This window comes from Streptomyces sp. NPDC015346, assembly GCF_043078785.1.
Lineage (GTDB): Bacteria > Actinomycetota > Actinomycetes > Streptomycetales > Streptomycetaceae > Streptomyces.
The window spans coordinates 286,748-307,813 of the sequence record NZ_JBIBTW010000005.1 but is presented as its reverse complement, the minus strand read 5'-3'; the positions used below and the strand labels follow the sequence as shown (position 1 = coordinate 307,813).

Genomic DNA, 21,066 nt, shown 5'->3' with positions numbered 1-21,066 from the left:
AGACGGGCGTCGTACCACCAAAAGGCCTTAGCGGTGCACATCCGGACAGATGGAGACATTTCGCGGGTGAATCGTTGGTGACATAGCGCACTGACCTTGTAAACGATGAATAATTATGGCGTTCGCCGAGTGTTTCCACGCCCGCCTTCGTGCTCCGCAGGGCTGATCACGACCCGCCCGCGCCCCGAAGTGGCTCAATCGTGATGAATCCGGCATAAGGGGCCTTAAATGGTCGGGTGACCCTGACCGACCGCCGTGGCGCCCTACGAGCGGGTGCGGCCGTCGCCGTCGCCGGAGCCCTCACCACCGCCTGCGGCACGGACGCCCGCCCACGCCGCACCCCTCCCGCCGCCGCGCCCGCGCCCGCGACCGCGACCGCGACCGCGCCCGCCCCGCGCCGCTTCCCCGGCCACCCCGTCGAGATCGCGCACGGCCCCCGCGACCGCGCCCGGGTCGCCCTCACCTTCCACGGCCACGGCGACCCCGCCCTCGCCCGCGCCGTGCTCGGCGCCGCCGAGAAGGGCGGCGCCCGGGTCACCGTCCTCGCCGTCGGCGACTGGCTCGACCGGTACCCCGACCTCGCCCGCCGGATCCTCGACGGCGGACACGACCTCGGCAACCACACCCAGCGTCACCTCGACATCAACGCGATGACCGAGGACGAGGCGTACGCCGAGATCAGCGCCTGCGCCACCCGGCTGCGCCGCCTCACCGGCTCCGTCGGCACCTGGTTCCGGCCCTCCAGGACCCAGCACGCGGGGCCGGCCGTCCGGCGCGCGGCCCACCGGGCCGGCTACCCGCACGTCCTCTCGTACGACGTCGACTCCCTCGACTTCACCTCGCCCGGCGCCCCGGCCGTCGTCCGCAACGTCACCGGGCCGATCCGCGGCGGATCAGTGGTGAGCCTGCACTTCGGCTACGCGGACACGCTCGCCGCACTGCCGCCCCTCCTCGCCGAACTCGACCGCCGCGGCCTGCGCCCGGTGACGACCACGGAGCTGCTGACCTGATGCTGTCTCTCACCAAGCGATCGAAGAGCCTCCTCGCGGCCGCGCTGCTCCTCGCGCTCGCCGGCTGCGGCACCACGGACGACACGGCCTCGCCCCGCGCCGGTGCCAAGAAGGAGGCCACCGCGCCCGCCGCCGTACCGAAGAAGGCCGCACCGCCCGGGCTGCCCGGCATGCCGCCGGTCCTCGACCCCAAGGACGTGTACGCGGCCGACCGGCCGAACAAGCTTTCACCCGTGGTCAAGGACTTCCCGTCCCGGGTCTACGTCCCCAACACCAACTCCAACACCGTCTCCGTCATCGACCCGGCGACGTACCAGGTCATCGAGACCATCCCGGTCGGCATCCAGCCGCAGCACGTCGTCCCCTCCTGGGACATGAAGACGCTCTGGGTCAACAACAACCGCGGCCACACGCTCACACCGATCGACCCGGCCACCGGGGTCGCGGGCAAGCCGGTCGAGGTCCACGACCCGTACAACCTCTACTTCACGCCCAACGGCAGGTACGCCGTCGTGATGGCGTCCCTCGACCGCGAGCTGGTCTTCCGCGACCCGCACACCATGGAACGGAAGAAGACCGTCCCCGTCTCCTGCTACGGCGTCAACCACGCGGACTTCTCCGCCGACGGCCGGTACTTCATCGTGTCCTGCGAGTTCTCCGGCGAACTGCTCAAGGTCGACACGGAGAAGATGGAGGTCGTGGGCCAGCAGAGGCTGCCCTTCGAGGGCGCGATGCCGCAGGACGTGAAGATCTCGCCGGACGGCAAGACCTTCTACATCGCCGACATGATGGCCCACGGCATGTGGGTCCTGGACGGCGAGAAGTTCACCACCCCGTCGCTGATGCCGACCGGCAAGGGCTGCCACGGCCTCTACATCTCCCGCGACTCCAAGGAGATGTACGTCCCCAACCGCGGCGAGGGCTCCATCTCGGTCTTCGACTTCGCGAAGAACAAGCTGACCAAGAAGTGGTGGCTGCCGGACGGCGGCTCCCCGGACATGGGCGGCGTCTCGGCCGACGGCAAGGTGCTGTGGCTGTCCGGCCGCTACGACTCCGAGGTCTACGCGATCGACACCACGACCGGCGAGCAGATCGCCCGCATCCCGGTCGGCGGCGGCCCCCACGGCCTCGCGGTCTACCCGCAGCCCGGCCGCTACTCCCTGGGCCACACCGGCATCTTCCGCTGACCGCCGGCCGGCGGCAACGCGCTCGTACCCCCCTCATCGGCCGCGCCCGGGACCGATAATCTGACCCCCGTCATCGAAGCACCAAGAAGGGGCGGCAGCAGTGGCGGACATCGAGTCGGCACGCAAGGCATTCGAGCGGTTCGACGTGGACGGGGACGGGCTCATCACCGCCGCCGAGTACAAGAGCGTGATGGCCCAGCTGGGTGACTTCCACGTCACCGAGACGGTCGCCGAGGCGCTCATCAACCAGCGTGACGGCAACGGCGACGGCAAGCTCTCCTGGGACGAGTTCTGGGCGCACCTCGACAAGGGCTCCGCGCAGGCCTGACCGGCCGGGCGAGGGCGGGCGGCGCCGTCCCACGTGCGTACGTACGTGAGTTGCCGCCCGCCCCGCCCGAGGTGACGATCGACCGGTGACGCCTCCCGGTCCCGAAGGTGCCCCGATACGTCGGACGGCAGCCGTACTCGCCGCTCTCGCGGCCCTCACCGTCGCCCTCCTCGGCGCCGGTGTCGCCCAGACGGGCACGGGCGAACTCCGCGTTCCGGCGGCCGGCACCACCAGCGTGCTCCGCGTGCTCGTCCTGGTCGCGCTCGCGGTCCACCTCGGCGAACTCGCCGGCGGCCGCATGGCCCGCGCGGGCCCCCTCCCGCGCCGCTGGTCCCCGGCCGCTTCCCTGCTCGGCGCGGCGGCCTCCGCCGGGCTCCTGCTGCTCTTCGCGGCCGTCAGCGGCCTGGGCCTGGCCACCGTCTACGGCACACGCGAAGGCCGGCTCCTCCTGATCATGGCCAACGCCTTCGCCCTCGCGGCCCTCTGCGCCGCCTCCCGCCGCCCGGCGCTGGCCCTCGTGCCGCTCACCGGGGTCGTCTGCGCCGAGGCCCTGCGCGCCCACCCGGAGGCGTACACGCCCGCGATAGGCACCGCGCTGACCGTCGTCCACCTGACGGCGGCCTCGCTCTGGTTCGGCGGGCTGCTGTACGTCCTGCGGACCATGCGGCTGCGCGGTGGCGGTCGTGACGTCCTCGTCCGCTACGCCCGCACGGCCGCCTGGGTCTACGCCGCGCTGGTGATCACCGGCACCTGCTCGACCCTGCGCCGCCTCCCGCTGGACGTCGTCCTGGCCACGGCGTACGGCAGGGTCCTCCTCGCCAAGCTCGCCCTCTTCGGCGTGGTGAGCCTGCTCGCTCTCACGGCCCGGTACCGCATGCTGCACGGCGGCGACCCGCGGCCACCGGCCCGGATCGAGCTGGGGGCGCTGGCGGCGATCGTCGTGGTCTCGGCCCTCCTCACGGTGGTACCGGACCCCCACTGGCTCACCCCCTGACGCCCGGGGAAGCACCCGTCCGGCTCAGCACTCGATGATGTTCACCGCGAGACCGCCGCGCGCCGTCTCCTTGTGCTTCACGTTCACGTTGCCCGCCACGCTGATCAAGTCCTTGACCTGCGCGTTCATGGTCAGTTCGTTTGCCTAACCGGCCAGCAGGGACTTCTGAGGCACTTTGTGCCGGGGACCTTGCTCCAGCCACGCGTCCATGGCGGCCAGGCCCCGGAAGCGCGTCCATGAGCATCGGGGCACCGGCAGCCATCGTTGAGCGCGTGACTCGCGACCGGCCTCGTGGCTGGTGCTTGAGCCACGATCCTTCCGGGGCCGTGCGTCCGAAGTCAGGGTGCTTCCTACGGCCGTACACCTCTCAGCGGTGTACTTGACGCCCTTCCGCGACAATGCGATGTCCGCGGCCGAGCCCGTCTTCGACAGGAAACGGCCACAGATGCTCCACGTGCCCGGAATGGCGGGTCTTTCCTCCTCGCCAACATGCCCGGTCCATCGAGCAGCCTGGTGGCCGAGAGCACGAGGGAGTCTTGAATGTGCAACCAAGGCTGAGGACTACAGCTCGCGACCGCGGCCTGAACTGCCGGCACAGGGGCTGCGGCGGCCCCCGCTACCTCCACATCGTGGCCTGATCCGAGCGCCAGAAGATCGACAAGCCTGAGATGCCAAGTTGATCGGAACTGTCTCGATCGATTCGATCGATTACCTGAATCGATCGCGCTGACTGCCAACGGCCCCTGTGATGGCCGGGACTCGATCACGACCCCTCGGCATCCGAACTGCTGCCCGTCCTCTGGTCCCCGTCGCTCCGCGCCTCGGGCAGTTTCCTCGCCCCGGACTCCGGCTCGGAACCCCGGCCACCCGATCCCATGCGCCATGTCGAGTAGAGGCCGGCCAACGCGATGGTCACCGCGGCGAGGGATTCGGGTGCGACGCCGAGTGCCACGAGCGCCACACCTGTGGCCAGCACGGCGACGAGGGCTGCGAAGTCGGATGTGGAGCGGCTGGGGGACGGGGTGCGCTGGGGCATGGTGGCTCTCCTCAAGGGCGTGGACGACCAAACCACCGTGCCGCCTTGACGATCACCCAGGTACTCTTTTCTCTGTTCTATCCGAGAGAACATCGAATCTGATGAGAAAAGGGGGGCTGATGGCAAGGCGGTCACGTGACCAAGGGGGGCGTCCTCCTGGGGTGCCGCTCGGAGATTCCGAGGCGGAGAACCACTTGGTCGTGTTCTTGCGCGACCTTCGTGATGCCGCCGGCCTGTCGGTGGAGCAACTGCACCTCCTGCTGCCCGACATGGTGGGCAACGCCGCGAAGCCTGCCGTGTCGACCCTGCACCGGCGTTTGAGGGGCGTCGGCCTCAGGAACCATCGAGGTCTGGTGGATGCCGTCGTCAACGTGTGCGTGACGGACCCGGCCGAGGCGAGTAAGGCCGTCAACAGGGCCCGTTCGCTCCTGAGGGAGGCGTGGAGCCGGCCCGTCCCAGACGGATCCGGCAGTGGCGTGGGCGGGGACTGCACGGCCCATCTCGCGAAACTGGTGAAGGTGCAGGAGCAGTTGCTGGAGCTCACCGCAGCCCTTGGCCGCGTCAAGCAGGCGAAGGAGCAGGCCGAGGCCCGACTGGACGCGCGGGTGAACTCCCGCGACGAGGAACTCGCCGAGCTGAACCGCAGGCTGCTGGTGGTCACGGGCGAACGGGACGAGGCACGTCACTCGGCCCGGGAGGCGGCCCAGCGGATCGCATCCCTGGAGCGGCTGCTTGCCGCCCTCAGGCCGTCACCTGCCCGTGCCCGGCCGGCGGAGCCGAAGCAGGAGAGGGACAAGGAGCAGCCGCGGGGGGAGGAGGAATCGCTCTCCGGTGAGCGTGACGTGGCGGCGGTACGGGAGGAGCTCCAGAGGCTCGACCCGTACGGGCGTCGTATGGCGGCTGTGCTCGAACAGGCCACGGAGCGACTGCTCGACGGGGCGCACACAGGGCGCTACCGCTGGGAGGACCTCACCAAATCGGAGAAGACGATGACCGGGCAGCTCGTCGAGAACCTCATGAGGCACGACTTCCAGTTCGACAGCAGCCCCAGGCTCGACTTCCGGATCGCCGGCGTCGACGTGGATCTCAAGGTGACGACCGGGACGAACTGGATGATCCCGAGGGAAGCGCAGGGGAGCGTCTGTGTGCTGGTCCGCCTCGACCACCGCAGGGGATCGTGGAGCCTTGGCGTGGTGAGGGCGACGGAGCAGGTAGTGGCCGATGTCGGGAACAGGGATGGCAAGCGGACCCTGAGCGCTGCGGGGCGGGAGGCGATCGCGTGGATCCATCGAGATGTCCCCCTGCCCGTGAACATCCTGGACCGGCTTCCGGCCGACGAGGTGAGCGCCATCCTCGCCGAGGAGACCGGGCAGCGTCGCGTGAACGAACTGTTCCGCGTCGCTCAGCGCCAACCGGTGACGCGTACGGTCGTGGCCACGGTCGCGAGGCAGCAGGACGCGGCGAAGAGAGTGCGAGGTGCCCGCGGAACGCTGGCGGCCGAAGGAATCGTCATCCTGGGCCACCAAGCCGCCCACCCCGAGATCGCCAGGGCCCTGGGTCTGCCGGTGCCGGAGAAGGGGTCGTGGGTCAGCGCCCGCTTGGCGTCCGTCACGGAAGAGGAAGAGGGCTCGAGCCGGTGGGTTCTCCTCTCCGGTGAGCGGTGGAGACTGGCGACGCCAGACGACGAGCCGGGCCACCTTCCCGCGTACTGACGATGGGCTCGCTGCATGGGCGGCGTGCAGGCTGGGCCCATCCTCGCACCAGGCATGTGCGGGGTCGGCGAATACATCAGGAAGCGTGCCCTGCTCAGGGACATCCCAGGGACTTTTTCAGGGACTTTCACGTCTGTCCCAGGGAGCCAGGGACTTTCCGCCGCGTAAGGAGGGAAGGCCCTGACAGCGCTGAAAGATACAAACGTGCTGGTCAGGGCCTACAGTCTCAGCACTCGATGATGTTCACCGCGAGTCCGCCGCGCGCCGTCTCCTTGTACTTGACCGACATGTCGGCGCCGGTCTCCTTCATGGTCTTGATGACCTTGTCGAGGGAGACCAGGTGGTTGCCGTCGCCGCGCATCGCCATACGGGCGGCGGTGACGGCCTTGACCGCGGCCATGCCGTTGCGCTCGATGCACGGGATCTGGACGAGGCCGCCGACCGGGTCGCAGGTCAGGCCCAGGTTGTGCTCCATGCCGATCTCGGCCGCGTTCTCCACCTGCTCCGGGGAGCCGCCCAGGACCTCGGCGAGCGCGCCGGCGGCCATCGAGCAGGCCGAGCCGACCTCGCCCTGGCAGCCGACCTCGGCGCCGGAGATGGAGGCGTTCTCCTTGAAGAGCATGCCGACCGCGCCGGCCGCGAGGAGGAAGCGGACCACGCCGTCCTCGTCGGCGCCGGGCACGAAGTTCATGTAGTAGTGCAGGACCGCCGGGATGATGCCGGCCGCGCCGTTCGTCGGGGCGGTGACCACGCGGCCGCCCGCCGCGTTCTCCTCGTTCACGGCCATCGCGTAGAGGGTGATCCACTCCATCGCGAGCGCCGCCGGGTCGCCCTCGGAGCGCAGCTTGCGGGCCGTGTTCGCGGCACGGCGGCGGACCTTCAGGCCGCCCGGCAGGATGCCCTCGCGGGACATGCCGCGCGAGACGCAGGCCTGCATGACGCGCCAGATCTCCAGGAGGCCCTCGCGGATCTCCTCCTCCGTGCGCCAGGCCTTCTCGTTCTCCAGCATCATCGCGGAGATCGACAGGCCGGTCTCCTTCGCCAGGCGCAGCAGCTCGTCGCCGGTGCGGAAGGGGTACTTCAGGGCCGTGTCGTCCGGGACGATCGGGTTCTCGCCCTGGACGGCGTCCTCGTCGACGACGAAGCCGCCGCCGACCGAGTAGTACGTCTTCTCCAGGACCGGGGCGCCCTCCGCGTCGTACGCGAAGATCGTCATGCCGTTGGCGTGGTACGGCAGCGCCTTGCGGCGGTGCAGGATCAGGTCCTCGTCGAAGTCGAAGCCGATCTCGTGCGCCCCGAGGAGGTTCAGCCGGCCGCGCGCCTTGATCCGCTCGACCTGCTCGTCGGCGGTCTCGACGTCGACCGTGCGCGGGGAGTTCCCCTCCAGGCCGAGCAGGACGGCCTTCGGCGTGCCGTGGCCGTGGCCGGTGGCGCCGAGGGAGCCGAACAGCTCCGCCCGTATCGAGGCGGTGTGGGCCAGCAGGCCCTCGTTCTTCAGCCGGCGGGCGAACATCCGGGCCGCTCGCATGGGGCCCACCGTGTGGGAGCTCGACGGACCGATACCGATCGAGAACAGGTCGAAGACCGAGATGGCCACGGGAGACTCCTTGTGGGGGTGGTAGACGCCGTTGTCTGCCGGGGTGGAGCAGAAAAGCGCTGGAACACGGGGTGGGGCACCGCGCTCACCGTCCAGTGTGCGCGGTGCCCCCGGGGTCCGTCCGAACGAACCTGGAACAAAATCGTACGAAATTACTTCAGGCCGGGGTACAGCGGGTGCTTGTCGGCCAGAGCGGTCACGCGGGCCTTCAGGGCCTCCGCGTCGAAACCGGGCTTCAGGGTCTCCGCGATGATGTCGGCGACCTCGGTGAAGTCCTCGGTGCCGAAACCGCGGGTGGCCAGGGCGGGGGTGCCGATCCGCAGACCCGAGGTGACCATCGGCGGGCGCGGGTCGTTCGGGATGGCGTTGCGGTTGACCGTGATGCCGACCTCGTGGAGGCGGTCCTCGGCCTGCCGGCCGTCGAGCTCGCTGTTGCGCAGGTCGACGAGGACCAGGTGCACGTCCGTGCCGCCGGACAGGACCGAGACACCGTGCTGGGTGACGTCGTTGCGGACCAGGCGCTCGGCGAGGATCTTCGCGCCGTCGACCGTACGGCGCTGGCGCTCCTTGAACTCCTCCGAGGCGGCGACCTTGAAGGAGACGGCCTTGGCCGCGATCACGTGCTCCAGCGGGCCGCCCTGGAAGCCGGGGAAGACGGAGGAGTTCAGCTTCTTCGCGAACTCCTTCTTCGCCAGGATGATGCCGCCGCGCGGGCCGCCGAGCGTCTTGTGCGTGGTGGACGTCACCACGTCGGCGTATTCGACCGGGTTGGGGTGCAGACCGGCCGCGACCAGGCCGGCGAAGTGCGCCATGTCGACCCACAGGTAGGCGTCGACCTCGTCGGCGATACGGCGGAACTCGGCGAAGTCCAGCTGACGGGGGTAGGCGGACCAGCCCGCGATGATCACCTTGGGGCGGTTCTCCTTGGCCAGGCGCTCGACCTCGGCCATGTCGACCAGACCGGCCTCGTCGACGTGGTAGGCGACCACGTTGAACTGCTTGCCGGAGAAGTTCAGGCGCATGCCGTGGGTGAGGTGGCCGCCGTGCGCCAGGTCCAGGCCCAGGATCGTGTCGCCGGGCTGGGCCATCGCGAACAGCGCGGCCTGGTTCGCGGAGGCGCCGGAGTGCGGCTGGACGTTGGCGTACTCGGCGCCGAACAGGTCCTTGACCCGGTCGATCGCGATCTGCTCGGCGACGTCGACGTGCTCGCAGCCGCCGTAGTAGCGGCGGCCGGGGTAGCCCTCGGCGTACTTGTTGGTGAGAACGGAGCCCTGGGCCTCCATGACCGCGACCGGAGCGAAGTTCTCCGAGGCGATCATCTCGAGGGTGGACTGCTGGCGGCGGAGCTCGGCGTCGACGGCGGCGGCGACGTCGGGGTCCAGCTCGTGGAGAGGGGTGTTCAGAAGCGACATGAATCGATCCCTGGGGTCTCGGTCTCGGTTAGCCGGCGGTGAAAGCGGCGTACTCGTCGGCGGAGAGCAGATCGTCCGGCTCGTCCGTGATGCGCACCTTGAACAGCCAGCCGCCCTCGAACGGAGCGGTGTTCACCAGGGAGGGGTCGTCGACGACGTCCTGGTTGGCGTCGACGACCTCGCCGGTGACCGGGGCGTACAGGTCGCTGACCGACTTGGTCGACTCCAGCTCGCCACAGGACTCGCCCGCGGTGATGGTGTCCCCGACGGCGGGGAGCTGGGCGTAGACCACGTCACCGAGCGCGTTGGCCGCGAACTCCGTGATACCGACCGTCGCGACGCCGTCTTCGGCGGTCGACAGCCACTCGTGCTCCTTGGTGTAGCGCAGCTGCTGGGGGTTGCTCATGACCTGATTCTCCTGGATCGGGGGAGTGCTGATGAACGTGGGTCTTGCGAGGTGAGACACACCGTGAGACGCGGGGTGCGCGACCGTGTGCGGGACGGGGTGGGTGGCCGGGTGCTGGACCGGGTGGGGCGGAAACGTCACTTCTGGCGCTTGTAGAACGGCAGCGCCACGACCTCGTACGGCTCGTGCGTGCCGCGGATGTCCACACCTACACCCTGCGTGCCGGGCTCGGCGTGCGCCGCGTCCACGTACGCCATGGCGATCGGCTTGCCGAGGGTGGGGGAGGGGGCGCCGGAGGTGACCTCGCCGACGACCTCGCCGTTCGCCACGACCGGGAAGCCGGCGCGCGGCACCCGGCGGCCCTCGGCGATCAGGCCGACGAGCTTGCGCGGCGGGTTGGTGGCGGCGCGCTCGGCGGCGGCCTCCAGGGCCTTGCGCCCGACGAAGTCGCCGCCGTTGGTCGTCTTCTCGAACTTGACGACCCGGCCCAGGCCCGCGTCGAAGGGGGTGAGGGAGGTGGTCAGCTCGTGCCCGTACAGCGGCATGCCCGCCTCCAGGCGGAGCGTGTCGCGGCAGGACAGGCCGCAGGGGATCAGGCCGACCGGGGCGCCGGCCTCGGTCAGCGCCTTCCAGACGCCCTCGGCGTGCTCGGGCTTCAGGAAGAGCTCGAAGCCGTCCTCGCCGGTGTAGCCGGTACGGGCGATCAGCGCGGGCACCCCGGCGACCGTGCCGGGCAGGCCCGCGTAGTACTTCAGCCCGTCCAGGTCGGCGTCGGTCAGCGACTTCAGGATGCCGGGGGACTCGGGGCCCTGGACGGCGATCAGGGCGTACGCGTCACGGTCGTCACGGACCTCCGCGTCGAAGCCGGCCGCGCGCTCGGTGAGCGTGTCGAGGACGGTCTGCGCGTTGGAGGCGTTGGCGACGACCATGTACTCGCGCTCGCCGAGCCGGTACACGATCAGGTCGTCGAGGATGCCCCCGTCCTCCTGGCAGATCATCGTGTAGCGGGCGCGGCCGATGCCCACCGTGGAGATGTTGCCCACCAGGGCGTAGTCGAGCAGCTCGACGGCCTGGGGGCCGGTGACCGTGATCTCGCCCATGTGGGAGAGGTCGAAGAGGCCGGCCTTGGTGCGGACGGCGTTGTGCTCGTCGCGCTCGCTGCCGTAGCGCAGCGGCATGTCCCAGCCCGCGAAGTCGGTCATGGTCGCGCCCAGGGAGCGATGCAGGGCATCGAGGGCAGTCAGGCGGGGGGCAGTGCTCATGGGTGTGGCTCCCAGGTCCCAGGCAAGAAATCATGACGGAGAAGGACGTCCTCCCCATCTGTCATGGAACCTGAGAGGTTCACCGAGGGCATCCTCGGCTTGCACCTTGGGTGGGGCGCGACGACGCGCCCGCTTTTCAGATCTGCCTCATCCGCGCGGTACGGGGCCTGAGAGATTCAAGGGAGGGTCTTGCTCCTTCGGCGCCCGGACTGCTACAGCACTGCTACAGCCCTGTCCGGGACTCTCCCGCGCGGATTCGAGCGGCCAGTATGTGGTTGTGTGCGCTTGGCGCGCACATCATTGCACGCGGGGTCTGATCGGCAAATCGCTTGTGCCTCATTACCGTTTCTTTACACTTCTTGGGAAGGGTCCTCAGGACCCGACAGGGGGAGAGGCGATGACGTTCCACCACACCGGCGCATACGCGACGGGTACGGGCATACCGGCCCAGCGCGCCCGGGCGAGAACCCGCAGGCGCCACGCCGTCACGCCCCTCCTCCGTGACCTGCGCGAGCGGGGCGGCCGCGGCCCCCGCGCGCTCGCCTTCGCCGCCGGCGACCTGGTGGTCGTCTCGGGGCTGCCCGGCAGCGGCAAGTCGACGCTGATGCGGCGCGCGGCCGACGGCCGGGGCATCGATTCGCAGGACGCCCGCGAGCGCTGGGAGGCGCGGATGCCCCGCTTTCTGCCGTACGCCGTCTACCGCCCGCTCGTCCGGATCGCCCACTACGCCGGGCTGCGCCGCGCCCTGCGCGCGGGCCGCAGCGTGGTCGTCCACGACTGCGGCACCCAGTCGTGGGTGCGGAACTGGCTGGCGCGCGAGGCGCGCCGCCGGGGCCGCGCCCTGCACCTGATCCTGCTCGACGTCACCCCCGACACCGCCCGCGCGGGGCAGCGGGAGCGGGGCCGGGGAGTCTCCGGCTATGCCTTCGCCCGGCACCGCCGGGCGGTCGGCCGGCTGCTGCACTCCGTCGAGACCGGCCGCCTGCCCCGCGGCTGCGCCTCGGCGACCCTCCTCGACCGCGACGCGGCCGGCGCCCTGCGGACGATCGGTTTCCGCGACGCGGACTGACACCCGTACCGACGCCGTCCAGACGGTGGGCCCCGTCGCCCGGCGAGGCGGACCGGCGCGCTCCGTACGCTTGTGGACGCGGCGGTGTCAGGGCGGCGTTAGGGTTCTGCCCGGAAGGCGCCGTGAGCAGGGCGCGGGAGAAGGGGAACGAGGACCGTGGACGTCATGTGGCCGGGCAATGAGCTCGAAGAGGTGCTGGCCGCCTCGCTCGGCAACCCCGCCGCGGGGGGCCGGCTCGTCGAGGTCCTCGGACGGAGCCCCGTCTGGGTGCCCCTGCCCAACGGCGGCGGGCCCGACAGCACCGACCTCGACCTGCCCACCCTGGAGATCGACGGCCTCCCCTACGTCCCCGTCTTCAGCTCCGAGCAGCAGTTCCTCGCCTGTGTCGGCAGCCACATGTCCTTCACCGTCGCGCCCGCCCGCGACTTCGCCCGCGGTCTGCCCCCGCAGCTCGGCATCGCCGTGAACCCGGGCGGCACCGTCGGCGCCCCGCTGCCCCCGCCCGCCGTCGCCGAGCTCTGCCGGGTCGGCCGCACCCCGCTGGACGGCCCCGCGAGCGGCGGCCGGGTCCGCCTCTTCGAACCGGACTGGCAGGACGACCCCGTCGACTTCCTCTCCGCCGCCGCCGCCGAGTTCGAGGCCACCGGCGTCGTCGTCACCGCCCGCCGTGCCCTGGCCAGCGTCGAGGGCACCGAGCCGGCCCTCTTCGTCGGCGTCCAGCTCGCCGGCTGGGAGGGCGTCGACCGCAACGCGCCGCTGGACGCCCTCGGGCGCGCGCTCGGCCGGGTCGAGGTGGCCTGGCCGGTCAATCTCATCCTCCTGGACGTTGCGCAGGACCCGGTCGGCGACTGGATGCTGGAGAAGGTGCGCCCCTTCTACCAGCGGGCCTCCGCGTAACTAAGCTGATTCGGTGGACGGAAGAGGGGCGGGACCCAGGGTGAGCGCGTCAGGCACCGCTGCGGCCGGACAGGTCGAGCACACGCTGCGCCAAGTGGCACCCGGACGCTACGACGCGTACGAGCGGCTGCTGCACGCCCTGGCCGACGGCGATCTCTGGATGCTGCTGTGGCAGGGCGCGCCGGGCTCGCCGGACGCGCAGTACGGAAACATGGAGGTCGACGGCCTCGGGTACGCCCCCTGCGTCACCTCCGCCCAGGAGCTCGCCGCCTCCGGCTGGAACCGCGCCCACGAGGTGGTCTCCGGCCGGGACATCGCCCGCGCCCTCTACCCCGACCGCTGGGGCATCTGGCTCAACCCGCACGACCCCGGCGGCGGCGTCGGCATCCCCTGGGCCGACCTCCGCCGGATCGCGACCGGTCTCGACCGGATGCCCGCCGGACCCCTGCGGCTCTCCGAACCCGCCCTGGAGATCCCGCAGTTCTACGCCCTGCTGACGCAGAACGCGCACCGCACCCCGGCCGTACGGGCGCTGCGCCGTGCCTGGGTGCAGCCCGCGCTCGGCTCCCCGTACCTCGCCATCGGTCTCGACCTCTACGACACCTCCGCGGCCTCGGTCGAGGCGGTGCGGGGCATGATGCGCCAGTCGATCTCCGCGGTCCCCGACGGGCTGCCCGTCTCGACGGTCGCCATGTCCGACGCGTACGACCCGGTGGCGATGTGGCTGCGGGCCAACGCGCGGCCGTTCTACGACCGGGACGCGCACGCCGCCCCCGCCGCCCCCCGCCAGGGCTCCGGCTACGGGTACGGCTACCCCAATTGACCGTCTCACCGGGACCGTTGGCTTTTTGTCCGACTTGATGGATTAGTGGCCGAGATGGTCCGCTGAGGCGAGCGCCCCGTCCGGATAACGGAAGCCCACGAACCGCATCACGGTTGAGCAAACATTCCTCGTCAGGTCTGGCGGGTGATCGTAAACCCGTTGAAGACTCCCCGCTAACGAAGGACGTCGGTCCTTTGTGCGAGCCGCATCACATGCGGCGTTCTGGGTAATTTCCGCACCATCGGAACCGCTTGCACCACTGATGCGAGAACGGCCGTTGCGGTGACGGGGTACGGGCCGGCTACCGCCGGCCGGGAGGGGTCTAGGCACTGTGACCGCACCGATCGAGACCACCGGACCGGCTGCCGAGGCGCAGCCGGAGGCAGTACTCACGGGGGCCCGACAGAGCCAGATCGAGGGACGTTCACTCGGCCAGATCGCCTGGACGCGCTTCAAGCGCGACAAGCTGGCGGTCGCGGGCGGCGTCGTCGTCCTCCTGCTCATCCTGCTCGCCGTCCTCGCCAAGCCGATCCAGGCGGTCTTCGGCCTCGACCCCAACGAGTTCAACCAGGACCTCATCGACCCCGCACTGCTGGCGCCCAAGGGCGCCTGGGGCGGCATGAGCTGGGACCACCCGCTGGGCGTCGACCCGCAGTTCGGCCGCGACCTGCTGGCCCGCATCATCGAGGGCTCCTGGGTCTCCCTGCTGGTCGCCGGCGGTGCCACGGTCCTCTCCGTCTTCATCGGCGTGGTCATGGGCGTCGTCGCCGGCTTCTACGGCGGCTGGGTCGACACCGTGATCAGCCGCATGATGGACACCTTCCTGGCGTTCCCTCTCCTCCTCTTCGCGATCTCCCTCTCGGCGACCCTGCAGGACGGCGCGTTCGGCCTGAGCGGTCTCCCGCTGCGGATCAGCGTGCTGATCTTCGTGATCGGCTTCTTCAGCTGGCCGTACATGGGCCGGATCGTGCGGGCGCAGACGATGACCTTGCGCAACCGCGAGTTCGTCGAGGCGGCCAGGTCCCTCGGCGCGCGCGGCCCGTTCATCCTCTTCCGGGAGCTGCTGCCCAACCTGGTCGCGCCGATCCTGGTCTATGCCACGCTGCTGATCCCCACCAACATCCTCTTCGAGGCGGGTCTCAGCTACCTCGGCGTCGGCATCGCACCGCCGCAGGCCTCCTGGGGCGGAATGCTCACCACCGCGGTCGACACCTACCAGGCCGATCCGCAGTACATGTTCGTGCCGGGCCTGGCGATCTTCATCACGGTCCTGGCCTTCAACCTGCTGGGCGACGGGCTGCGAGACGCCCTCGACCCTCGCAGCAAGTAACCAACGATTGAGGGGGCTTTCCTCAGGTGAAGACGAGAAAAACGACTCTTCTGGTCGCCACGACAGTGGTGCTGGCGCTGGGGGCGTCCGCGTGCGGTGGTTCCAAGGACGACAAGGGCGGCGGCAAGAGCGGCTCGGCCACGGCCGACGCGGCGCTGACCTCCATCGTCAACAAGTCCGACAAGAAGGGCGGCACCGTCTCCTTCGAGATGTCGGACGAGCCCGACTCGCTCGACCCGGGCAACACGTACTACGGCTGGGTGCAGAACTTCTCCCGCCTGTACGGCCGTACGCTGACCTCCTTCAAGCCGGCGGCCGGCAAGGAAGGCCTCAAGGTCGTCCCCGACCTCGCCGAGTCCCTGGGCAAGCCCAGCGCCGACGCGAAGACCTGGACCTACACCCTGAAGAAGGGGCTGAAGTTCCAGGACGGCACGCCGATCACGTCGAAGGACGTGAAGTACGCCGTCGAGCGTTCGAACTTCGCCCCCGAGGCGCTGTCGAACGGCCCGACGTACTTCAAGGCGCACCTCATCGGCGGTGACAAGTACCAGGGTCCGTACAAGGACAAGAACCCGGCCGGCATCGCCTCCATCGAGACGCCCGACGCCCACACGATCGTCTTCAAGCTGAAGAACGCCTTCGCGGACTTCGACTACCTGGCGACCTTCTCGCAGACGGCCCCGGTGCCGCGCGCGGCCGACAAGGGCGCCGAGTACGTCAAGCACATCGTCTCCAGCGGTCCGTACAAGTTCTCCTCCTACGAGGAGGGCAAGGGCGCGACCCTCGTCCGCAACGAGAACTGGGACCCGAAGACCGACCCGATCCGCCCGGCCCTGCCGGACAAGATCACGGTCCGCTTCGGTGTGAAGCAGGAGACGGTCGACGCGAACCTGATCTCCGACAACCTCACCGTCGACGGCGCCGGCACCGGTGTCGCCCCGGCGACCCAGCCGAAGGTCCTGACCGACCCCAAGCTGAAGAAGCAGACGGACAACCCGTACGCGGGCGCCACGTCCTACATCGGACTGAACGTCAACGTCGCGCCGTTCAACAACATCGAGTGCCGCAAGGCCGTCCAGTGGGGCCTCGACAAGGCGTCGGTCCAGGCCGCCGCCGGTGGCGACCCCAAGGGTGACGTGGCCAGCACGCTGATCCCGCCGAGCGTCGCGGGCTACGCCAAGTTCAACCTGTACGAGACCGCCGGCAACAAGGGTGACGAGGCGAAGGCCAAGGCGGCCCTCGCCAAGTGCGGCCACCCGAACGGCTTCAAGACCAACCTGTCGGCCCGTTCGGACCGTCCCTCCGAGATGGCCATGGCCACCGCGGTGCAGGCGTCGCTGAAGAAGATCGGCATCGAGGCGGAGATCAAGTCCTTCCCGGCCGGTAAGTACTTCCAGAACTTCGCGGGCAACCCGAGCTACGTCAAGGCCAACAAGCTCGGCATGATCATGACCGCGTGGGGCGCCGACTGGCCGACCGGCTTCGGCTTCCTGGACCAGATCATCAACGGCTCGGCCATCAAGCCGTCCGGTGGCAACAACGTCCAGGAGCTGAACGACCCGGCGATCAACAAGATGCTGAACGAGGGCATCGCGACGACCGACACCGCCGCCCGCGAGAAGATCTGGGGCGAGGTCGACAAGGCCGTCGCCGAGGGTGCCACCGCGGTGCCGCTGCTCTACCGCAAGAACCTGCTCCTGCGTCCCGCCTCGGCGACCAACGTCACCGTCAGCGAGGCCTACCTGGGCATGTACGACTACCTGCTCATGGGCTCCGCCAAGTAGCAGCGGGTTCCGCCACCCCGAGAGTTCGAAAGGCAGGTGATGGCTTCGGTGCCCGCCGGGCCGGCCGGGTGATCCCCATAAGGGACCACCGGCCGCCGGCGGGCACCGACGCCGGATAGCTGTGGCTGCGTACTTCATCCGACGCGTCTTCGGCGCGGTGCTCCTGCTGCTGGTCGTCAGCGCGGTCACCTTCGCGATCTTCTTCCTCGTCCCCCGCATGGCGGGCCAGACGATGGACCAACTGGCGGCCCAGTACGTGGGCAAGGACGCCAACCCCGACACGGTGGCAGCGGTCAAGAAGAACCTTGGCCTCGACCAGCCGCTCTACGCCCAGTACTGGGACTTCATCCGGCAGATCGTCGTCGGCGCCGACTACAAGTTCGGGCCGGACGTCCAGCACTGCGACGCGCCCTGCTTCGGCTACTCGTTCAAGCGTCACATCGAGGTGTGGCCCGAGATCGTGAGCCGTATCCCGGTCACGTTCTCGCTCGCCATCGGCGCGGCGGTCATCTGGCTGATCAGCGGTATCGCCACCGGTGTCGTCTCCGCCCTGAAGCGCGGCTCCTTCCTGGACCGCTTCTTCATGAGCGTCGCCCTCGCCGGCGTCTCCCTGCCGATCTTCTTCACCGGCATGCTCGCCCTCGGCGTCCTCACCGTGCAGTGGCCGATCTGGTCGGACGGCATCAACTACGTGCCGTTCACCGAGAGTCCGCTCGACTGGGCCTGGAACCTGCTGGTCCCGTGGTGCTCGCTCGCCTTCCTCTACTCCGCGCTCTACGCCCGGCTCACCCGGGCCGGGATGCTGGAGACGATGAGCGAGGACTACATCCGTACGGCCCGCGCCAAGGGCCTCAAGGAGAGCACCGTCGTCGGCAAGCACGGTCTGCGGGCCGCGCTCACCCCGATCGTCACGATCTTCGGCATGGACTTCGGTCTCCTCCTCGGCGGCGCCGTCATCACCGAGACGGTCTTCTCCTTCCAGGGCATGGGCAAGTACGCCATCAAGAGCGTGCAGGACAACGACCTGCCGATCGTGATGGGCGTGACCCTGACGGCCGCCTTCTTCATCGTCTTCTGCAATCTGCTGGTGGACCTGGTGTACGCCGCCATCGACCCCAGGGTGAGGTACTCGTGAGCGAGGTTTCCAAGGAGCAGACGGTCGGCACGCCGGCCGCCGCGGCGCTGGGAGAGCCGGTGCCCGCCCAGCGCTCCGGCACCGAGGACGCCTTCCTCTCCGTCCGTGACCTGCGGATCCACTTCCGTACCGACGACGGCCTGGTCAAGTCGGTCGACGGCGTCAGCTTCGACGTCAAGGCCGGCGAGACGCTCGGCATCGTCGGCGAGTCCGGCTCGGGCAAGTCGGTCACCTCCCTGGGCGTGATGGGCCTCCACCACGCGGCGCCGAACGCGCGGATCTCCGGCGAGGTCTGGCTGGACGGCGAGGAGCTGATCGGCGCCGACCCCGAGCACGTACGGCGGCTGCGCGGCCAGAAGATGGCCATGATCTTCCAGGACCCGCTCTCCGCGATGCACCCGTACTACACGGTCGGCGCGCAGATCGTGGAGGCGTACCGCGTCCACAACAAGGTGACCAAGAAGGTGGCCCGCGCCCGGGCGGTCGAGATGCTCGACCGCGTCGGCATCCCGGAGCCGGCCAAGCGCGTCGACTCCTACCCGCACGAGTTCTCCGGCGGCATGCGCCAGCGCGCGATGATCGCGATGGCGCTGGTCAACAACCCGCGGCTGCTCATCGCGGACGAGCCGACGACCGCGCTCGACGTGACCGTGCAGGCGCAGATCCTCGACCTGATCCGCGACCTCCAGAAGGAGTTCGGCTCCGCGGTCATCATGATCACCCACGACCTGGGTGTCGTCGCCGAGATGGCCGACAAGCTGCTCGTGATGTACGGCGGCCGGTGCATCGAGCGCGGCACCGCCGAACAGGTCTTCTACGAGCCGCGGCACCCCTACACCTGGGGCCTGCTCGGGTCGATGCCGCGCATCGACCGGGACCAGACCGAACGGCTCATCCCCGTCAAGGGCTCCCCGCCGTCCCTGATCAACGTCCCCGACGGCTGCGCCTTCAACCCGCGCTGCCCGTACGCGGACATCCCGAAGGACAACATCACGCGGACCACCCGCCCCGAGCTGACGGAGACCGGGAGCGGCCTGGGCAGCGGGCATTTCTCCGCCTGCCACATGTCGCAGGAGGAGCGGACCCGGATCTGGACCGAAGAGATTGCGCCGAAGCTGTGACCGATAACAACGCAACCGACAGCGCATCCGTCGAGCCGCTGCTCAAGGTCGAGGGGCTGGTCAAGCACTTTCCCATCAGGAAGGGGCTGCTCCAGCGCCAGACCGGCGCGGTCAAGGCGGTCGACGGCCTCTCCTTCGACGTCCGCCCGGGCGAGACCCTGGGCGTCGTCGGCGAGTCCGGCTGCGGCAAGTCCACGATGGGCCGGCTGATCACCCGGCTGCTCGAACCGACCGGTGGCAAGGTCGAGTTCGAGGGCCACGACATCACCCACATGTCGGCGGGCCGGTTGCGGCCGCTGCGCCGCGACATCCAGATGATCTTCCAGGACCCGTACTCGTCGCTGAACCCGCGCCACACCATCGGCACGATCGTCGGCGCCCCCTTCAAGCTCCAGGGTGTGCAGCCCGAGGGCGGGGTCAAGAAGGAGGTCCAGCGGCTGCTGGCCCTGGTGGGTCTCAACCCCGAGCACTACAACCGCTATCCGCACGAGTTCTCGGGCGGTCAGCGGCAGCGCATCGGCATCGCGCGGGCCCTCGCGCTCAATCCGAAGCTGGTCGTGGCCGACGAGCCGGTCTCCGCGCTCGACGTCTCGATCCAGGCGCAGGTCGTGAACCTGCTGGACGACCTCCAGGACGAGCTCGGCCTCACCTATGTGATCATCGCCCACGACCTGTCGGTGATCCGCCACGTCTCGGACCGGATCGCCGTGATGTACCTCGGCAAGATCGTCGAGCTGGCGGACCGGAAGTCGCTGTACGAGGCGCCGATGCACCCCTACACCAAGGCGCTGATGTCGGCGGTGCCGGTGCCGGATCCGCGGCGCAAGGGTGTGAAGAGCGAGCGCATCCTGCTCAAGGTCGATGTGCCCTCGCCGATCGCGCCGCCGAGCGGCTGCCGGTTCCACACCCGCTGCTGGAAGGCGACGGAGATCTGCGGAACGCAGGAACCGCCTCTCCTCGAGCTGAAGCCGGGGCAGCAGGTGGCCTGCCACCACCCGGAGAACGCGGAGGACCAGGCGCCGGGTGAGAAGGTGCTGCCGTCGGCACGGGAGGCGGTGGAGATCGTCTCGGTGTCGAAGGGCGAGGCGGCCTCGGAGCCGGAGCCGGAGCCGGAGCCGGTCCCGGCGACGGAGCCGGTGTCGAAGGGCGAGGCGGCCTCGGAGCCGGACGCCACGTAGGCCTCGGGGGCCCGTGGGGCCCCTGTCGCGCCCGCCCCCGGCCAGGGAAAGGCCGGGGGCCGGGCGCAGTCGGGGCGGGCGGCACAATGGCCTGGTGCTCCACGAACTGTTCACCCCCTCCGTTCAACACGTGCTCGATCTCGTCGGCATCTTCGTCTTCGCCATCTCCGGCGCCCTCCTCGCCGTCCGCAAGAACTTCGACGTCTTCGGCATAGCGGTCCTCGCCGAGGTCACCGCCCTCGGCGGCGGCCTCTTCCGCGACCTGATCATCGGCGCCGTACCCCCCGCCGCCTTCACCGATCTCGGCTACTTCCTCATGCCGCTGGTCGCGACCGTCCTGGTCTTCTTCCTGCACCCCCAGGTGGAGCGCACCCAGACCGCCGTCAACGTCTTCGACGCGGCCGGCCTGGGGCTGTTCTGCGTCGCGGGCACCGTCAAGGCGTACGAGTACGGGCTCGGCCTGACGTCCTCCGCCGCGCTGGGGCTCGCCACCGCCGTCGGCGGCGGTGTCCTGCGCGACGTGCTCGCCAACGAGGTGCCGTCGCTGCTGCGCTGGGACCGGGATCTGTACGCCGTCCCGGCGATCGTCGGCTCCACCATGGTGGTGCTGTGCATCCGCTTCGAGGTGCTGAACGGGGTCACGAGCGGCCTCGCGGCCCTGACCGCGTTCGTCCTGCGGCTCCTTGCCATGCGCTTCCACTGGCGGGCTCCGCGCGCCTGGAACCGGCGCTCGTCGGCCACGGAGGAGACCGAAAAAGCTACCGCTTGGTAATCAAGTGTTGTAC

The 21,066-nt window shown here is 69.7% G+C and carries 19 protein-coding genes and 1 riboswitch; of the genes, 14 read left to right on the top strand and 5 right to left on the bottom strand.

The features are described 5' to 3' along the window. The first annotated feature begins 236 nt into the window (after window positions 1–236). The 4 genes from ACF06X_RS20430 to ACF06X_RS20415 all read left to right on the top strand — a co-directional run bounded on the left by ACF06X_RS20430 (window position 237) and on the right by ACF06X_RS20415 (window position 3,519). On the top strand, window positions 237–1,010 hold the full coding sequence (locus ACF06X_RS20430) for a polysaccharide deacetylase family protein (protein WP_392288670.1): 774 nt from the start codon (window positions 237–239) through the stop codon (window positions 1,008–1,010). Continuing rightward, window positions 1,010–2,197, top strand: a complete 1,188-nt coding sequence (locus ACF06X_RS20425; RefSeq protein ID WP_392288669.1) for a YncE family protein — start codon at window positions 1,010–1,012, stop codon at window positions 2,195–2,197. Before ACF06X_RS20430 ends, ACF06X_RS20425 begins: the two co-directional genes overlap by 1 nt. 100 nt (window positions 2,198–2,297) lie before the next feature. Further along, the gene (locus tag ACF06X_RS20420; RefSeq protein ID WP_158990683.1) at window positions 2,298–2,525 is read left to right on the top strand and encodes an EF-hand domain-containing protein; all 228 of its coding nucleotides are present in this window, start codon (window positions 2,298–2,300) and stop codon (window positions 2,523–2,525) included. A gap of 85 nt (window positions 2,526–2,610) precedes the next feature. Then, window positions 2,611–3,519, top strand: coding sequence for a CopD family protein (locus ACF06X_RS20415; RefSeq protein WP_392288668.1), 909 nt, complete (start codon window positions 2,611–2,613; stop codon window positions 3,517–3,519). 763 nt (window positions 3,520–4,282) lie between these two features. Here the strand turns inward: ACF06X_RS20415 and ACF06X_RS20410 are convergent. Then, complete coding sequence (locus tag ACF06X_RS20410; protein WP_392288667.1) at window positions 4,283–4,555, bottom strand: hypothetical protein; 273 nt, start codon at window positions 4,553–4,555, stop codon at window positions 4,283–4,285. 200 nt (window positions 4,556–4,755) lie between these two features. Here ACF06X_RS20410 and ACF06X_RS20405 point away from each other — a divergent pair, with 200 nt between their 5' ends. Next, window positions 4,756–6,267: a NaeI family type II restriction endonuclease gene (locus tag ACF06X_RS20405; protein ID WP_392289030.1), complete on the top strand. Its 1,512-nt coding sequence runs from the start codon at window positions 4,756–4,758 to the stop codon at window positions 6,265–6,267. Window positions 6,268–6,493: 226 nt separating this feature from the next. On the opposite strand, the gene ACF06X_RS20400 is transcribed toward ACF06X_RS20405, so the two are convergent. From ACF06X_RS20400 to gcvT, 4 genes are all read right to left on the bottom strand, one after another. Beyond that, on the bottom strand, window positions 6,494–7,864 hold the full coding sequence (locus ACF06X_RS20400; protein WP_392288666.1) for an L-serine ammonia-lyase: 1,371 nt from the start codon (window positions 7,862–7,864) through the stop codon (window positions 6,494–6,496). Window positions 7,865–8,016: 152 nt separating this feature from the next. Next, window positions 8,017–9,276 (bottom strand): serine hydroxymethyltransferase, encoded by a 1,260-nt coding sequence (gene glyA, locus ACF06X_RS20395; RefSeq protein WP_392288665.1) that lies wholly within the window; start codon window positions 9,274–9,276, stop codon window positions 8,017–8,019. 28 nt (window positions 9,277–9,304) lie between these two features. Continuing rightward, window positions 9,305–9,682: a glycine cleavage system protein GcvH gene (gene gcvH / locus ACF06X_RS20390; RefSeq protein WP_392288664.1), complete on the bottom strand. Its 378-nt coding sequence runs from the start codon at window positions 9,680–9,682 to the stop codon at window positions 9,305–9,307. Between the two features lie 137 nt (window positions 9,683–9,819). After that, window positions 9,820–10,944, bottom strand: a complete 1,125-nt coding sequence (gene gcvT, locus ACF06X_RS20385; protein ID WP_392288663.1) for a glycine cleavage system aminomethyltransferase GcvT — start codon at window positions 10,942–10,944, stop codon at window positions 9,820–9,822. Between the two features lie 146 nt (window positions 10,945–11,090). After that, a riboswitch (glycine riboswitch) is annotated at window positions 11,091–11,203 on the bottom strand. 138 nt (window positions 11,204–11,341) lie between these two features. Between gcvT and ACF06X_RS20380 the strand changes: the two genes are divergently transcribed. The 9 genes from ACF06X_RS20380 (at window position 11,342) to ACF06X_RS20340 (ending at window position 21,053) form a co-directional block, all read left to right on the top strand. After that, complete coding sequence (locus ACF06X_RS20380; RefSeq protein WP_392288662.1) at window positions 11,342–12,013, top strand: AAA family ATPase; 672 nt, start codon at window positions 11,342–11,344, stop codon at window positions 12,011–12,013. Between the two features lie 165 nt (window positions 12,014–12,178). Then, window positions 12,179–12,910: an enhanced serine sensitivity protein SseB gene (locus ACF06X_RS20375; protein ID WP_392289029.1), complete on the top strand. Its 732-nt coding sequence runs from the start codon at window positions 12,179–12,181 to the stop codon at window positions 12,908–12,910. 40 nt (window positions 12,911–12,950) lie between these two features. Further along, entirely contained in the window at window positions 12,951–13,733 is a 783-nt protein-coding gene (locus ACF06X_RS20370) for an enhanced serine sensitivity protein SseB C-terminal domain-containing protein (protein WP_392288661.1), read from the top strand. Window positions 13,734–14,064: 331 nt separating this feature from the next. Next, window positions 14,065–15,063, top strand: coding sequence for an ABC transporter permease (locus ACF06X_RS20365; RefSeq protein ID WP_392288660.1), 999 nt, complete (start codon window positions 14,065–14,067; stop codon window positions 15,061–15,063). 26 nt (window positions 15,064–15,089) lie between these two features. Next, window positions 15,090–16,847: an ABC transporter substrate-binding protein gene (locus tag ACF06X_RS20360; RefSeq protein WP_392288659.1), complete on the top strand. Its 1,758-nt coding sequence runs from the start codon at window positions 15,090–15,092 to the stop codon at window positions 16,845–16,847. A 121-nt stretch (window positions 16,848–16,968) separates the two neighbouring features. Continuing rightward, window positions 16,969–17,982 carry an ABC transporter permease gene (locus ACF06X_RS20355; RefSeq protein ID WP_392288658.1) on the top strand — a complete coding sequence of 338 codons (1,014 nt, stop codon included), beginning with the start codon at window positions 16,969–16,971 and terminating at the stop codon, window positions 17,980–17,982. Further along, window positions 17,979–19,103, top strand: a complete 1,125-nt coding sequence (locus tag ACF06X_RS20350; protein WP_392288657.1) for an ABC transporter ATP-binding protein — start codon at window positions 17,979–17,981, stop codon at window positions 19,101–19,103. The genes ACF06X_RS20355 and ACF06X_RS20350 overlap by 4 nt, the downstream gene beginning before the upstream one ends. Then, entirely contained in the window at window positions 19,100–20,281 is a 1,182-nt protein-coding gene (locus ACF06X_RS20345; RefSeq protein WP_392288656.1) for an ABC transporter ATP-binding protein, read from the top strand. The genes ACF06X_RS20350 and ACF06X_RS20345 overlap by 4 nt, the downstream gene beginning before the upstream one ends. Before the next feature lie 94 nt (window positions 20,282–20,375). Further along, the gene (locus ACF06X_RS20340; RefSeq protein ID WP_392288655.1) at window positions 20,376–21,053 is read left to right on the top strand and encodes a trimeric intracellular cation channel family protein; all 678 of its coding nucleotides are present in this window, start codon (window positions 20,376–20,378) and stop codon (window positions 21,051–21,053) included. The last annotated feature ends 13 nt before the right edge of the window (window positions 21,054–21,066 follow it).